This window comes from Tropicimonas sp. TH_r6 (assembly GCF_033101155.1).
GTDB lineage: Bacteria > Pseudomonadota > Alphaproteobacteria > Rhodobacterales > Rhodobacteraceae > Tropicimonas.
In genome coordinates this window covers 87,464-101,835 of sequence record NZ_JAWMPX010000016.1, presented here as the reverse complement: position 1 = coordinate 101,835, position 14,372 = coordinate 87,464, and the positions used below count along the sequence as shown (strand labels likewise).

Here is a 14,372-nt window from a genome sequence, read left to right as displayed (position 1 = left end):
TCATGGCAGTGTCATCGATTGGTGATCTCGCGACGAGCACCATGCTTCGAAGTCAGAATTCGCGACTTCAATCCGAAATGGACACCTTGGTTCAGGAACTTTCCAGCGGAAAGGTTTCTATACGTGATACCGCGTTGGGAGGAAGCTACCGAGCGATCTCAGGCATCCAGACTTCGTTGAAGCGTCTTGAGGCATTCGAGCTTGCTGCAACAGAAGCCGAAGGTTTTTCCGATGCAATGCAGTCTTCGTTAGGGTCAATTCAGGAGGCGACCGGCAACCTTTCCGTAGAACTTCTCGCTGCCGGAAACTCGGGGACTGCCACGAGTGCCTCAGCAAGCGTCGCCGGAGCAAGGCAGGACTTTGAGGCAATCATCTCATGGCTGAATACCAGCTACGCTGGACGTACCGTATTCGGTGGGGTCGCAACGGATACGTCCGCAATTGCAGATGCGAGTGATATCCTCTCCAACCTTGAGACAGAAATCACAGCCAGCGGAGCTGCCACCGTCTCCGACGTAGAGGCGGTTGTTCGGGATTGGTTTGCTGCTGGGTCAGCATACTTGGGATCGAGTCAGACATTGTCTCCCATGACGGTTGGCGCAGGTCAAACAGTGGAGTTCGACATCACTGCACAGAACCAAGAAATCCAGGATACACTTTCAGGAATAGCCATGGCTATTTTTGTGGACTCGCCTTCCGTTGTTTTTTCCAGTGACCAACAAGTTCTTTTGGCGGAGCGCGCGGGAGAAATTCTGCTGAGAGCAAATCAAGATCTACTCGTCTCTCGTGCTGATGTGGGCGCATTGCAAGAGACAATAGAGGACGCACAAGTAGAAATGATCTCTGAACGAACTTCAATGGATCTCGCTCTCAGCGAGCTAATGACGGCGGATCCATATGATCGCGCTACAAAACTTACACAAATCGAAACTCAGATCGAAATGCTTTACACTTTGACGGTTAGAACCTCCAACCTAAACCTAACCAACTTCCTGTGATGAAACATTTTCTCATTGCAATTGTCGCAGTTGCGCTCACGACGTTGAGTTGTAACGCAGGCCAAGTCCGGATCAAGGACCTCGTTGAGTTCGACGGCGTTCGAGGTAACGATCTTGTTGGGTATGGCCTGGTCGTCGGCCTGAATGGAACGGGAGATGGAATCCGAAACGCTCCATTTACCGAAGAGATTATGTCCAATATGCTGGAGAGATTAGGCGTCAACGTAACCGGAGAACAGTTTCGTCCAAAGAATGTTGCTGCCGTATTTGTCACCGCAACACTCCCGCCATTTGCGCGATCCGGTAGCAGGATAGACGTATCGGTTTCTGCGATCGGGGACGCAAAGAGCCTGATGGGCGGAACTCTGGTCATGACACCTCTGACAGCGGCTGACGGCCAGATTTATGCTGTCGGCCAAGGCGCGGTCATAGCCGGCGGGGCCGCTGCCGAGGGCGACGCAGCTTCCGTTGTAACGGGCGTCCCAACTTCTGGCGTGATTCCAGCCGGCGCACGGGTCGAACGGGAAATCGACTTCGATTTTACTGCTCTCCAATCGCTTCGACTTGCGTTGCGAGTCCCAGACTTCACGACAGCAGGGCGTATAGAGACGGCGATAAATCGTTCATTCGGTCGCCAGGTCGCGCTAATGCTGGACTCAGGAACAGTGGAGTTCGACATTGTGGCAACCCGTGCGGGCTCACCGGCTCGTGCTATCAGCCGTATAGAGAACTTGACGGTCGAACCGGAACGAAAGGCTCGGGTTGTTGTAGACCAGCGCTCTGGAACGATCGTTATGGGAGATGATGTCAGGATTTCGCGTGTTGCTGTCTCGCAAGGAAACCTTACCCTTCGGATTGAAGAAACGCCAGTTGCCGTTCAGCCAAATCCATTCGCACCGGGCCATTCAATAGTGGTTCCGCGTTCGACAGCGCAGATAGAGGAAGAACCGGGAATTGGCCTTGCAGAAATTGACGGCAGCACGTCTCTTGCAGAAGTCGTGGCAGGACTGAATGCGCTTGGTGTGGCTCCACGCGACTTGATCGATATCCTCAAGAGCATCAAGGCGGCGGGTGCGCTTCATGCGGAGTTCGTGGTGCACTAGAATGTCTCGATTGATAAAACTCGCCTATCCTCGGCCGGCGTCGCGAGGTAATCCGTTACGATCAGGCCCGGCTTTGTTGCTGTAACCGCCCCCGACTGCGTCTGATGTGCCACGGTGGGTTTGTCACAATCCACATTGGAGGCGGTTTTTTCAGAGATTACCATTATCGGACTGGATCTTGCGAAGAGTGTTTCCCATGTGCACGGCGCAGATGCGCAAGGCAATCCTGTGCTTCGCAAGAAGCTGAGGCGCAGTCAGCTACTCGATTTCTTCGGTCGACTTGAGCCCTGTGTCGTCGCGAAGGAAGCCTGCGGCGGCGCTCACTAATGGGGTCGCGAGATCGGGAAGAGCTTTGGCCGAAACTGGGTGATGGGGTGTGAAAGGGTGGCATATCTTGGCGGTGATGAAGCCTGCCGAAACCTCCAGATGGAGAGATACGCCATGAAGAGCGATACAGCAGTGATCCCCCTTCGTCAGCCAGATTCGGTTGACGACCCGCTGACCGAGATTGCCCGAGAAGGCGCGCGCCGCATGCTGGCCGCCGCGCTCAAGGCTGAGGCCGATGCGTTCGTTTCTCAGTTCTCAGACGAACAGCTTCCCGATGGACGCAAGCGTCTTGTCCGGCACGGATAAGGCCCGGAGCGAACGATCCGGACGGGGATCGGTGCGCCGGAGGTGCAGCGTCCGAAGGTGCGTGACCGAACCGCTGTTCCCGAGGCTGAGAAGATCCGGTTCTCTTCCGCCATTCTTCCGCGGTGGGCCCGTCGTTTGAAAATCCTCGATGCAATGTTGCCGGTCCTCTACCTGGGTGGCATATCCACTGGGGACTTCCAGTAAGCTCTGAGCGCGCTCCTCGGATCAGATGCCCCAAACCTGTCGCCCGGTGTGATTTCGCGGCTGACCGGCGACTGGCAGCAGGAATACGACCGCTGGCAACATCGCGACCTTTCGGCCCGCCGCTACGTCTATGTCTGGGCAGACGGCGTCTATCTCTAGGCGCGGATGGAGCCTCAGGCCGAGTGCATCCTCGTCATCATCGGCGCCACGCCCGAAGAAAAGAAGGAACTGGTGGGATTCCAGGTCGGTGTGCGGGAGAGCGCTCAGAGCTGGCGCTAATTGCTGGTGGACATCAAGGTACGGGGACTTGCGATCCCTCCAGGGATCGCCGTCGGCGACGGAGCCATGGGGTTCTGGAAAGCGCTTGATGAAGTCTTTCCCACGACCCGCCACCAACGATGCTGGGTGCACAAGGTTGCCAATTTGCTCAACAAGTACCCCAAGTCGATGCAGCCCGGCGTGAAATCCGACCTCCGGGAAATCTGGCAGGCCGAGACGCGCGCTGCGGCCCAGTTCGCCATGCAAACCTTCGCCGGGAAATACGCCGCAAAATACGCCAAGGCCGTCGAATGCCTGACGAAAAACCGCGAAGCCCTCCTGGCATTCTACGATTTCCCCGCGGAACACTGGGACCATCTGAGAACAAGCACCCCAATCGAGAGCGTCTTCGCCACCGTGCGGCATCGAACCGTCCGAACCAAAGGTGCGCTGTCGCAGAAGACGGCGAAGCTGATGGTTTTCAAGCTGGTCCAGGCCGCCTCAAGGAAATGGCGCCGCCTCTCCGGAGCAAACCAGTTGCCATTGGTCATCGAAGGCATCAAGTTCTGCGACGGTGTCGCCAACGAAGAGACCGGAAACCGCGCCGCCTGATCAGGCCGCATCACCCAAATTCAGCCATAGCTCCCGAAAGATTCCGCCGCACAGATTGAGATCGGTTCAGTTCGAGTTCATTCACCTGCTATTTGAGTAGCGTCCGTCATCTCGATGAGCTGAATGAGGTTGCCGCATGTGTCGTCGAGAACCGCCATGCGGACAGGCCCAGCATCCATAGGCTCGACGGTGAACTCAACGCCCAGATCGCCCAGTCGTTTTCGTTCTGCCTCAAGGTCCCGCACCTGAAACGAATGTGCGGGGATGCCGTCAGCGACAAGTGCTTCCTTGTAAGGCTTCACGGCAGGATGATCGCTTGGTTCGAGCAACAACTCAGGTCCGTTCGGGTCTTCAGCGGAAACAACGGTCAGCCAACGGTTCTCGCCCATTGGGACATTGTTCTTCACGGTGAAACCAAGGGCTTCGGTGTAGAACTTTTCTGCCTTTTCCTGGTTGTCGACAAAGACGTTGGTCACATAGGTTTTCATATCGTCGGTTCCTTTTCCTTGTAGTTCGCCAGCCATGACGCTGCGGCGGTATGATCCTCGGTGATCCGCAACGAATGGGCTTTCGTGCGTCCTTTCCATGTCGTCTCGATCAAGCCTGCCTTTTCGATGACAGAGAGATGCTGTGAGACCGTCTGGCGGGACAAGGCTACGCCATCCTCGGCAACAGATGCAGCACACACCTCGAATAGTGACTGAGCCTCATGCCTGCTCAGGTGGTCGATGATGCGGCGGCGTGTGCTGTCAGCGAGTGCCTTGAATATGAGATCGAGTTGTTCGTCTTGCATGGTGTCTATATGTAGTAATTTTACTGCATGTAATTTTCTTGAAGGAGCCCTGTCAAGGGCGCGGTCGAGTGGGGTCAATCCGGTTCGTTTCCAGAACAACTGGCAGTGCCGCGAACGTCCGCTTCAAATGTCCATGTTCGACTTTTATTTGGGAAGGTCAGGAAGTTTCGCGACTGCAGCGAACGGCAGTAAGGTCGGCAATCTACCAGTCCGTGCGGGCCGCAGCATTCGGAAGAAAGGGCTCATGCCCGACCTTGGCCGCGCCGCCGAATCTGCGTGATAAGATGGCGCACCAACGTCGGGTTGGTGTCGTGGCAGGGCGTGGCGGATCGTAGGAGCCATCATGCCCATTGCCGACATCTCAGCCATTCTCGGCAACGCAGAATTTCCTGCCGTCGTCATTTGACAGTGGTCCATGCAGATGAGAACCGGACGTTCGCAGCGCCCAACACCAAGGACGAGTAAGCGGACAGAGCCGCCGCTCACGTCTGCTGCAGGAAGGTCGGCTGACTGCGCAAGGGGACCTAGGTCGAAGGCGCCTTTTGCATGCGAGTTTTTCGATGGAAGGCCCATCACGCTTCCGAGAAGCGGCGAGGTGATGCATCGACAAGGTCATCGTCTCGGAGCACAGTGGCGGTATGATTGCTGTCATGCGCCTTGTCTGGATTTGCGTGCTCGCTGTGTTCGTTCTGGGACCGGCGGTGCAATCCAGTTCACATGACCCAATGACGATGGAGGGAATGACCCATCACGTGATGGATGCCGATATGTCCGGGTGTGCAGGCTGTGATCCCATGGCGAGTAATCAAAACGCTGTCTGTGCCGATGCCTGCGATGCCGTTCAGTTGGCATTCCTTCCGACCGAAGTGTCGATCCCGCCAGTTGTTCCGGGCCAAGCGGCTCACACGACCCAACACGGTCAAAGAGGCCGAACCGGCACACCAGACCCGTTTCCTCCGCGAAGCACCGACATTCTGTGACGCACTCATCGCCTTCGCGCGATGACCTTTACTGCCCCCAACCGCAACTCGGAAGCCAGTCCGAATGCGTTCGGGGCAGGTTCCCATCCACAAATCCGCGATCCGCCTCCCTGGTGAAGGGGCATCCCATGATCCGCATGTTCAGTTCTTCGAAGGAAACCCTATGAAACATCTCCTTGTTGTCGCCAGCCTCTTCGCGACAGCCCCCGCGCATGCCACTGAACTCATCAAGATCTATCGGGACCCGAGTTGCGGATGCTGCACGTCATATGCCGAGTATCTGACCGATCATGGCTACGACGTGACCATTATCGACGACGAGAACGTGCCGGAACGTGCCGAAGCTGCCGGGGTGCCCGAAGGAGGGCTGTCCTGTCATCATTCGGCAGTGGGCGGCTACGGTGTGCATGGGCATGTCCCTGCGGAAATCATCGATCGGTTGCTTGCCCGGCGGCCCGATGTCGCCGGTATCGTCCTTCCGGGAATGCCGGAAAACTCCCCGGACATGGCGCCAGAAAAATACGGAACCTTGAAGGTCTTCTCCTATGGGCCAAAGGGCGTAGCGTTGTTCTCTGATGAGTAGGAAAGCAACGCAACGTGCCATGCTCGTCTCAGCCCTGATCGCTGCAGGGTGTGTCGGGGTCTTTGCGATGCGCGGCGCAGGTCCTGAGGTTGCTGACGGTTCCGTCCCCGAGCACGGATCACCAATGGTAGAGGTTCGCGTTCCTTCAGAGTTATCTGCCAAGGCCCAGATCGGAAAGCGCGGCTTTGACGCCCGATGCGCCGAATGCCACGGCCCGAGTGCTGCCGGGCAGGACGGCGTTGCACCACCTCTGATCCACAAAGTCTACGAACCGAGTCATCACGGCGACATGTCGTTTCTGATGGCCGCAAAGAACGGCGTTCGTGCGCACCATTGGTCTTTTGGCAACATGCCCCCCATCGACGGGCTGACCGATGCCGACGTGGCCAACATCACGCTCTACGTGCGGGAGCTTCAGCGGGAGAACGGCATTCAATGAAAACTGGATTTCGACTTTTGGCAGCACTGGGCTTGTCCGCCTTGGCAGCGACGGCTTGGGCGCATGGCGGTGCGACAGGAATCGTTAAGGAACGCATGGACGGAATGACCGCCATGGAGAACGTCATGAAATCGCTGGCGCCGATGATGAAAGGAGCGACAAGCTATGACGAAGCCTCCGTCGCAACAGGCGCGAAAGTCCTTTCGCTGCATTCCGGAGAGGCAATAACGGCCAGGTTTCCGGAGGGCAGCGGTGGGATGCCATCCGAAGCGACGGACGCGATCTGGTCCGACTGGGACGAGTTCGAAGCGCTCGCTTTGCGCCTGGAAACGCTCGCTGCGGGTCTGGAACAGGCCGTTGCAAATGAAGGCGGGGACATGTCCGGCCTGACAATGGTCGGTGACGGCGCCAGTTTGACGGTCGAACAACTTGCCGAGATGCCCGCGGAGCATGTGTTCGTGATGATCGGGCGAACCTGTGCCGCTTGTCACAAGAAGTTCCGCGAAAGGGCGAAATGACATGGCGGGTTGGTCATCATTCTTGCCACGCGCGTCGGCTGCTTTCATCACCGGTGCCATCCTTGCGGGGCTTGCAAGTTGGCTTCTGCTCGGGAACGCAGGCCGGGCATTCATGCAGCCGGAAGATGTCGACACAGCAGTTGGACAATCTCTTTACCAGGAACATTGTGCATCCTGCCACGGCTCCAATCTCGAAGGTCAGGAAGACTGGCAATCACCTGATGGAGACGGCCTCCTGCCAGCTCCTCCACACGATGAAACCGGCCATACGTGGCATCACGGCGATGCGTTGCTCTTCACCTATACGCAACTGGGAGGCGCGGAGACGCTTGCACGCCAGGGCATCGAGTTCGAAAGCAACATGCCCGGCTTCAGTGAGGTTCTGAGTGATCAGGAAATCTGGAACATCCTTGCCTTCATAAAGTCCACTTGGCCAGAGCGGATCAGGGAAATCCAGACCGTCCGCACGGAAGCGGAACGGCGAAAAGTGGGAAATTGACCCGCAATTGAGTTCGAAGAGTTCGGAAATGCGATTTGTCCCTTTGCCGAGGGCGGCAACTCTGTCGGCATCCTACCAGTTCGTGCCCGCGGCAGCATTCTGCACAATGGGCTCTAAGCCGACGTGCGGCACGGCAGAGCAAGACCCGGTTTCGAGGTTGCCCGACTGTCGGCTCCAAACGTCGAGGCATGACTGGCTCGCGCCTTCGGCGAATTTCCGGTGTCCGCCCTCCCTGTCGGTTTCTGCATCGGCGAGGTGTCGTTGCGAAATTCGTCCTGAAGGCGAGTTTCCTCTTTCTCCTAATCACGCGCCGAATGTCGCCAATCCGTCGGCATAGGCGCCGAGCGCAAAGGGCCGTAGTTCTGAAACTGGAAGTCACCCCAGGAAATGCTTTGCGGACATCCGACAGATGTCCTCAGAAGACCGGAAGCTCGGGCAAACCATCAGTTCGTACTCGGCGCAACATTCGGCAAAGAGGGCTCTCAACAGACCTTCGCAGCGCAGGGGATCAAGGTCGGCAGAGCGGACAGTGTTGCGATTCTACGGCATTTTCGCAATGGCCGCCGACAGCACGAAGCGGCTGTATCTCGGGGGCGCAACTTGCTCGCCTTGGGACAGAAAAGCGCCCTTGGTCGTTATGCGCATGACGGCAGGCTCCGCGCCGTAAAGCATCGCCCCGTTGGTACCGAGGCCGACCATTCACCACGGTTCAGTTGAGGCAAGTCGGACCAAGCGGGCAAAGGCGCCTGAAGTCTGCAATTGATGTTCATTTGTGGTATACTCCAGATATCTGGAGTCGAAAGGCATGATCACGCTTTCGGTCAATGGACGGCTGGTAGACCTTGAAGAGGGTGCAAACCTGCTTGATGCCGCAAAGGCCGCAGGTGTCCATGTTCCGACGCTTTGTCACTATCCTGGCCTGCCCGCGCAGGCAGTCTGTCGCATGTGCCTCGTGGAGGTTGAGGGCGAAGACGAGCCAACACCGGCTTGCAAGACCCTGGCGAGAGACGGCGATATTGTGACAACGGATTCCGAGGCCCTGCAGGCCTTCCGGCGCGCGGATGCGGAGTGGATCCTGGCGCGCCATCCGAATGACTGCATGCGCTGCGAAGTCAACGGCGCGTGTCAACTCCAGCACCTTGTCAGTGAACACCAGTGGGAAGACCGTTGGCCCAAGGTGCCCGCTGGCCCGGCAGACCCTCAAGACATCCTTTCCACCGACCATACCTCGCCCAGCATCTGGCGGGATCTCTCGAAATGCATCGAATGCGGTTTGTGTGCCGAAGCCTGTGGAGAGGCCGGCCAGAACCAGAATATCATCGGCTTTGGAGAGAGGGGCTTCGATCGCCGCCCCGTGACCGTCTTTGACACCCCCCTGCGGCAAACCAACTGCATTTCCTGCGGTCAGTGCACGCTTGTCTGTCCGGTCGGCGCACTGATCGAAACCCCGCACTGGCATGAGGTGCTTCACACGCTCGATGGGCATCGGCGCATTTCGGTCGTCCAGGTCGCCCCGGCGACCCGCATCGCGATCAGCGAGGAGTTCGGCCTGGCGCCCGGGACCGTCAGCACCGGCCAGTTGATCAACGCGCTGAGATTGCTTGGGTTCGACCATGTTTTCGACACGAATTTCGCCGCCGATCTCACGATCATGGAGGAAGGTTCCGAACTGCTGGCGCGCATCGAGGCCGGGACGCACCTGCCGCTGTTCACATCCTGTTGCCCCGGCTGGGTGAACTGGGTCGAACTGAACCGGCCGGATCTCCTGCCGCATCTGAGCACGACGAAATCGCCTCAGCAAATGCATGGTGCAATCGCCAAACGGGGCGGCTTCTCGCGCACACTGGGACCGGATTTCGCAGCGGGACGTGCGGAGCCCTATGTCGTCAGCGTCATGCCCTGCACCGCCAAGAAGGACGAGGCCGTGCGCCCAGGAATGTCCGGCGACGTGGATCACGCGCTGACCACTCGGGAGCTGGCCAGGATGATCCGGGCGCGCGGGATCGCCTTTGGTGGGCTCTCCGACGATGGTCAATTCGACTGCCCGCTTGGAGAGAGCACGGGCGCGGCACAGATCTTTGGCGCGTCGGGCGGTGTCATGGAAGCGATGCTCCGCACGGCATCGCACCTCGCGGGCGTGGATGACACGTTCCCGTTGGAGTGGCATGGCCTGCGCGGCGTGGAAGACGGCATAAAGGAAGCGACGATACCCGGCATCGGAACCGTCGCCGTGTGCAATGGCATTGCAGCGGCCCAGCGGATGCTGGAGACGGAGGCGTGGCGACGGGACTATATCGCCATCGAGGTCATGGCCTGCGTCGGCGGTTGCCTTGGCGGCGGCGGCGAACCGAAATCCATGGACCCGAACATCCTCCAGAAACGCGCCAAGGCGATCTACGGGATCGACGCACAGGCACCGCGCCGCCGCTCCTTTGAAAATACGGATGTTCAGGCCTTGTATGCCTCCGAGTTGGGCGTGCCGAACTCTCCCGAGGCGCACCGTTTGCTGCACACGCAATACGCGGCCAGGCATTCCAGGCGATCCTTGCTGCTGAGATTCCTGGATTGCGTGGACAGGCGCGACGGCGCTGGAGCAGCGCGCCTGTTCCATCCGGACGGTGTTTGGTCGACAGCCTCTGCATCCGGCGACCTCACCGGCTCCGGGGAGATCGAGGCCTTCATAAACAGAGATCTGCCGCCACGAAGGTTCGGCGCGGAATATGCCCGGCACAGGATGGAGACCGCGGCAGATACCGATGATCTCAAGGTTCTGGCCCCGGACGGGAACCGGTACCGGTTTCATCTGCGCCTCTGCGAGCTGGACGATGGACCAAACTCAGGAACGGTAATCGAAACACTCACGCGCGAGGTTTCCTGACGCTGGACAGAGACCATTCTGCGCGATGTCAAGGCGTCGCCCCCTGATCTGGCGTAGACTGGTCCTCGCGACGAAAGGCGCCTGACCGAGTCCTCTCCAGGCGCTTTCGTGATTTGCGCAAGGATCGGTGCGAAACAGGCACAAACCCATGCCGGAGATGGCAAAAAACCGTTTTTACGACGCGACCACGGAAGACGTGCTGGCAGCGCTTCAAGCGACGGCATCTGGCCTCGACAGCTCTGAGGTAACACGCAGGCTGGAGCGTTACGGCCCGAACTGCCTTCCGGAACCTCCGCGGCGCAGCCCGGTCCTGCGGTTCCTGGCGCAGTTTCACAGCGTGCTCATCTACGTTCTGATTGGCGCGGCTATCGTGACGATGGCGCTCGAGCACTGGGTGGATTCCGGTGTTATCCTTGCCGTCGTGCTGGTCAATGCCGTCATCGGTTTCGTTCAGGAAGGCCGGGCAGAGGACGCGCTGGACGCCATCCGGGGGATGCTCGCCCCCCGTTCGGCGGTCCTGCGGGATGGGCGGCGGATCAGTGTTGATGCGGCGGAGTTGGTGCCGGGCGATATCGTTCTGATCGGCGCTGGCGATCGCGTCCCTGCGGATCTGCGCCTGATCGAGGCGCGAAGCCTTCGTCTGGAAGAAGCGATCCTGACAGGGGAATCCGTTCCTGTGGACAAGGGCACCGCCCCCGTCCCGACCGGCGCGGCGCTCGGAGACAGGAGTTCGATGCTGTTCTCAGGCACGCTGGTGGCAACCGGCGTCGGGCGTGGTGTGGTTGTCGCGACCGGACTGGAGACCCAGATCGGGCGGATCAGCGGTATGCTGTCGGAGGTCGAAACCCTGACCACGCCGCTTGTCCGGCAGATGGACCTGTTCGCCAAATGGCTGACCGTTTTCATCCTGCTCGTCGCGGCGAGCCTTCTGGCCTACGGCCATTTTGTCGGAAAACTTGCTTTCGCGGATCTCTTTATGGCCGTGGTCGGGCTCTCTGTCGCCGCGATCCCGGAAGGTTTGCCGGCCGTGCTCACGATCACATTGGCGGTCGGTGTGCAGGCGATGGCACGCCGAAACGCGATCGTGCGTGTCCTGCCAGCGATGGAAACCCTGGGGGCCGTGTCGGTCATCTGTTCGGACAAGACCGGCACGCTCACCCGCAACGAGATGATGGCCAGCACATTGGCTGCGGCCGAACATCTCTACTCGGTCGATGGCAACGGCTACGCGCCCGAGGGGGCGGTCAAGTGGCGTGAGGCCGATGTCCAACCGGACGAACATGCGGTTTTGATGGAATTCGCCCAGGCCGCAGGGCTTTGCAATGACGCGATGCTGGCCGCCGCTCCGACGGGTTGGCGGGTCGAGGGCGATCCGATGGAAGGCGCGTTGATTGCCCTGGCCGGCAAGATCACCAAGGAAGGCGCCGAACCGCTCCGCGGCTGGACGCGCACGGATACGATCGCATTTGATGCGTCTCACCGCTACATGGCGACGCTGCATCACGATCACGAGGGGCATGCAAGGATCCACGTCAAGGGTGCGCCCGAAGCGGTGCTTGCGATGTGCGCGGATCAGCGCATATCCGACGGCGTCACCGAAGGGCTGAAGCCGTCGCATTGGCACGATATGGTCGAGGAGCTGGCGTCAGACGGCCAGCGGGTCATCGCTGTTGCGGTGCGCGCAGTGGACCAGACGCATGTCATCCTGAACACAGCCGATCTGGACGGGCGGCTCACGCTGATCGGGTTGATCGGGCTGATCGATCCTCCGCGCGCCGAGGTCATCGAAGCAGTCAATGAGTGCCGCACGGCTGGAATCCGGGTGAAGATGATCACCGGCGACCATGCTGCAACGGCACGCGCAATCGCAGAACGGATCGGCCTTGAGAACCCGCGGCAGGTGCTGACCGGAAACGACATCGAGGCGATGGAAGATGCCGTGCTGGCCGAGGCCGCGGTTGCAACCGACATCTTTGCGCGCACCTCACCGGCGGACAAGCTACGCCTCGTGACCGCGCTGCAATCGCGTGGCCTGACTGTGGCAATGACCGGCGACGGAGTGAATGATGCCCCTGCGCTGAAGCGGGCCGATGCGGGGATCGCGATGGGTCAGAAGGGGAGCGAAGCCGCCAAGGATGCCGCGGAATTCGTGCTCGCCGATGACAATTTCGCCTCGATCGTGGCCGCAGTGCGCGAAGGGCGCACGGTCTATGACAATATTACCAAGGTGATCAGCTGGACCTTGCCGACCAATGCCGGCGAGGGCCTGACCATCGTTCTGGCCCTGTTCGCGGGAATGGCCTTGCCGATCACGGCGGTGCAGATCCTCTGGGTCAACCTGATCACCGCAGTCACGCTCGGCCTCTCGCTCGCCTTCGAGCCAACGGAGACCGGCACCATGCACCGCCCGCCGCGGCGACGCGATGCGCCGATCCTGACGGGGGCGCTGGTCTGGCAGATCCTGTTTGCGTCGAGCCTGTTCCTCTGCGCGGTCTTCGGGACGTTCTTCTACGCGATCAATGCGGGCTATCCGCTCGATCTGGCGCGCACCATGGCGATGAACATGCTGGTGGTGCTGGAGATCTTCTATCTCTTCTTCATCCGCAACATTCACGGCGCCTCCATCACCTGGGCGGCAGCGCGCGGCACGCCCGTCATCTGGGCCTGTCTGCTGGCGGTGACCACGGCGCAATTTGCCATCACCTATCTTCCTCCACTGCAAACAGTTTTCAAAACATCTCCTGTGCCGCTGATGGACGGTGTGCTGATCGTTGTCATTGGGGCCTTGGTCTTCGCCATTCTGGAGACGGAAAAGCAGATGCGACTCGCCCTCACACGAACGAGCCTGTCGGGCTGAGGTTAAGCCAGGGAGTATACCTTGGATCAATTGCTCCCGAATTTCGCAGCGCGCCGTTTTGCGGATGCCCTGTTCGCGGCTTTCTTCTTTTGCGCCGAACGGCAAGGGATGTTGGGTCGGGTCGATGTTGCTCTGAAACCTAGGAGCCGAAATAACTAGAGCGTGAATGGCGAAGACTATGCCTTCTGACTGTCTTGGGTCGGTCCTAGCACTCAAGTAAACTGCAAAGACGGAGTGGTCGGGCCTGCTACGTCACCGTCGCACCACGGCCTTGTTAGTTCTGGCGAACGTGGGACGGTGTCGGGATCGCATCACCGATGCCTAGTGGATGACGAGATTTTTGAAAACGAGAACTTCAATATGAACCAGTCCGCGGCATCCGCATCTGAAGTACGGGCCGCGGGTGCCTTCTAGCATGCTGCCGTGGCCGCCAAGGCCGTTCGGGATGCACAACAAATGGAACCGGTCTCTTCTGCAACCTCAGCGGACCCAGTCGGGTGACGACTAGGGCACGTGAAGCGGCGGGTCCTGTAATATGTCCACTCAACCCATTTGATTGACGAGATGACTTTCTTTTCATCTCTTTTTTAAGGGGCAATGCATCCTCCCGACAGGGATGCCATGTCATTTCGGAGCCGGCTTCACCGGCGCTTGCGGTCAATCAACCATCTTCGTCGCCAGACTGCTCTCGATCAGCTCCTCTTCAACGAGCTGGTAGATCTCGTCCGGAGGTGTCGCCAGGGAATGGACCATTGCGCCCGGGTCTATCCCCATCTCGATCAGGTACTCCATGGTCCTGCGCTGACTTGTCTGGATATCCTCAACGGCAAAGAACACCGGCAAATAACCGGGTGTTTCGTAGTAGTGCTGATGCAATCCCACCGCACTCTACAGCGAAACAGAACGCTCGCTCCCGGCGGCAAGAAGATAGGGGCATGCCGACATGCAGGACGTACCGGGCAACATCACGGTATCTGCTTCCATTTCGCGAATGGTTCGACCGATCTTCAATGCCTC

The 14,372-nt window shown here is 59.2% G+C and carries 11 protein-coding genes and 2 pseudogenes; 10 read left to right on the top strand and 3 right to left on the bottom strand.

The window, feature by feature from the left end:
• The first annotated feature begins 2 nt into the window (after positions 1-2).
• The 4 genes and pseudogenes from R3X27_RS15810 (at position 3) to R3X27_RS15795 (ending at position 3,808) form a co-directional block, all read left to right on the top strand.
• Positions 3-998 carry a flagellin gene (locus R3X27_RS15810; protein ID WP_317709836.1) on the top strand — a complete coding sequence of 332 codons (996 nt, stop codon included), beginning with the start codon at positions 3-5 and terminating at the stop codon, positions 996-998.
• Positions 998-2,101, top strand: a complete 1,104-nt coding sequence (locus R3X27_RS15805; protein WP_317709835.1) for a flagellar basal body P-ring protein FlgI — start codon at positions 998-1,000, stop codon at positions 2,099-2,101. The genes R3X27_RS15810 and R3X27_RS15805 overlap by 1 nt, the downstream gene beginning before the upstream one ends.
• Before the next feature lie 135 nt (positions 2,102-2,236).
• Positions 2,237-2,425 (top strand): annotated as a pseudogene (locus R3X27_RS15800) (IS110 family transposase); the annotation flags it as partial.
• A 117-nt stretch (positions 2,426-2,542) separates the two neighbouring features.
• A pseudogene (locus R3X27_RS15795) lies at positions 2,543-3,808 on the top strand (IS256 family transposase).
• Positions 3,809-3,885: 77 nt separating this feature from the next.
• Here the strand turns inward: R3X27_RS15795 and R3X27_RS15790 are convergent.
• A complete protein-coding gene (locus R3X27_RS15790) occupies positions 3,886-4,296 on the bottom strand; it encodes a VOC family protein (RefSeq protein WP_317709834.1) in 411 nt (136 codons plus the stop codon).
• Positions 4,293-4,679: a winged helix-turn-helix domain-containing protein gene (locus tag R3X27_RS15785; protein WP_317709833.1), complete on the bottom strand. Its 387-nt coding sequence runs from the start codon at positions 4,677-4,679 to the stop codon at positions 4,293-4,295. Before R3X27_RS15785 ends, R3X27_RS15790 begins: the two co-directional genes overlap by 4 nt.
• A 1,065-nt stretch (positions 4,680-5,744) precedes the next feature.
• Here R3X27_RS15785 and R3X27_RS15780 point away from each other — a divergent pair.
• The 6 genes from R3X27_RS15780 to R3X27_RS15755 all read left to right on the top strand — a co-directional run bounded on the left by R3X27_RS15780 (position 5,745) and on the right by R3X27_RS15755 (position 13,355).
• Complete coding sequence (locus R3X27_RS15780; RefSeq protein WP_317709832.1) at positions 5,745-6,164, top strand: DUF411 domain-containing protein; 420 nt, start codon at positions 5,745-5,747, stop codon at positions 6,162-6,164.
• A 67-nt stretch (positions 6,165-6,231) separates the two neighbouring features.
• Positions 6,232-6,603, top strand: coding sequence for a c-type cytochrome (locus R3X27_RS15775; RefSeq protein ID WP_317709860.1), 372 nt, complete (start codon positions 6,232-6,234; stop codon positions 6,601-6,603).
• Complete coding sequence (locus tag R3X27_RS15770) at positions 6,600-7,121, top strand: cytochrome c (protein WP_317709831.1); 522 nt, start codon at positions 6,600-6,602, stop codon at positions 7,119-7,121. The genes R3X27_RS15775 and R3X27_RS15770 overlap by 4 nt, the downstream gene beginning before the upstream one ends.
• Position 7,122: 1 nt before the next feature.
• Positions 7,123-7,620: a c-type cytochrome gene (locus R3X27_RS15765; protein ID WP_411572503.1), complete on the top strand. Its 498-nt coding sequence runs from the start codon at positions 7,123-7,125 to the stop codon at positions 7,618-7,620.
• Between the two features lie 805 nt (positions 7,621-8,425).
• A complete protein-coding gene (locus R3X27_RS15760) occupies positions 8,426-10,498 on the top strand; it encodes a [FeFe] hydrogenase, group A (protein ID WP_317709830.1) in 2,073 nt (690 codons plus the stop codon).
• 148 nt (positions 10,499-10,646) lie between these two features.
• Positions 10,647-13,355, top strand: coding sequence for a cation-transporting P-type ATPase (locus R3X27_RS15755; protein ID WP_411572502.1), 2,709 nt, complete (start codon positions 10,647-10,649; stop codon positions 13,353-13,355).
• A gap of 657 nt (positions 13,356-14,012) precedes the next feature.
• Here R3X27_RS15755 and R3X27_RS15750 read toward each other — a convergent pair.
• A complete protein-coding gene (locus tag R3X27_RS15750) occupies positions 14,013-14,237 on the bottom strand; it encodes a hypothetical protein (protein ID WP_317709829.1) in 225 nt (74 codons plus the stop codon).
• Positions 14,238-14,372: the final 135 nt, after the last annotated feature.

What these genes read in the sequence shown, in the direction of transcription:
- R3X27_RS15770 (WP_317709831.1), top strand. Translation starts at nt 6,600, where the DNA reads ATGAAAACTGGATTTCGACTTTTGGCAGCACTGGGCTTGTCCGCCTTG.
- R3X27_RS15790 (WP_317709834.1), bottom strand. Translation starts at nt 4,296, where the DNA reads ATGAAAACCTATGTGACCAACGTCTTTGTCGACAACCAGGAAAAGGCA.
- R3X27_RS15805 (WP_317709835.1), top strand. Translation starts at nt 998, where the DNA reads ATGAAACATTTTCTCATTGCAATTGTCGCAGTTGCGCTCACGACGTTG.
- R3X27_RS15760 (WP_317709830.1), top strand. Translation starts at nt 8,426, where the DNA reads ATGATCACGCTTTCGGTCAATGGACGGCTGGTAGACCTTGAAGAGGGT.
- R3X27_RS15775 (WP_317709860.1), top strand. Translation starts at nt 6,232, where the DNA reads ATGCGCGGCGCAGGTCCTGAGGTTGCTGACGGTTCCGTCCCCGAGCAC.
- R3X27_RS15810 (WP_317709836.1), top strand. Translation starts at nt 3, where the DNA reads ATGGCAGTGTCATCGATTGGTGATCTCGCGACGAGCACCATGCTTCGA.
- R3X27_RS15780 (WP_317709832.1), top strand. Translation starts at nt 5,745, where the DNA reads ATGAAACATCTCCTTGTTGTCGCCAGCCTCTTCGCGACAGCCCCCGCG.
- R3X27_RS15755 (WP_411572502.1), top strand. Translation starts at nt 10,647, where the DNA reads ATGCCGGAGATGGCAAAAAACCGTTTTTACGACGCGACCACGGAAGAC.
- R3X27_RS15765 (WP_411572503.1), top strand. Translation starts at nt 7,123, where the DNA reads ATGGCGGGTTGGTCATCATTCTTGCCACGCGCGTCGGCTGCTTTCATC.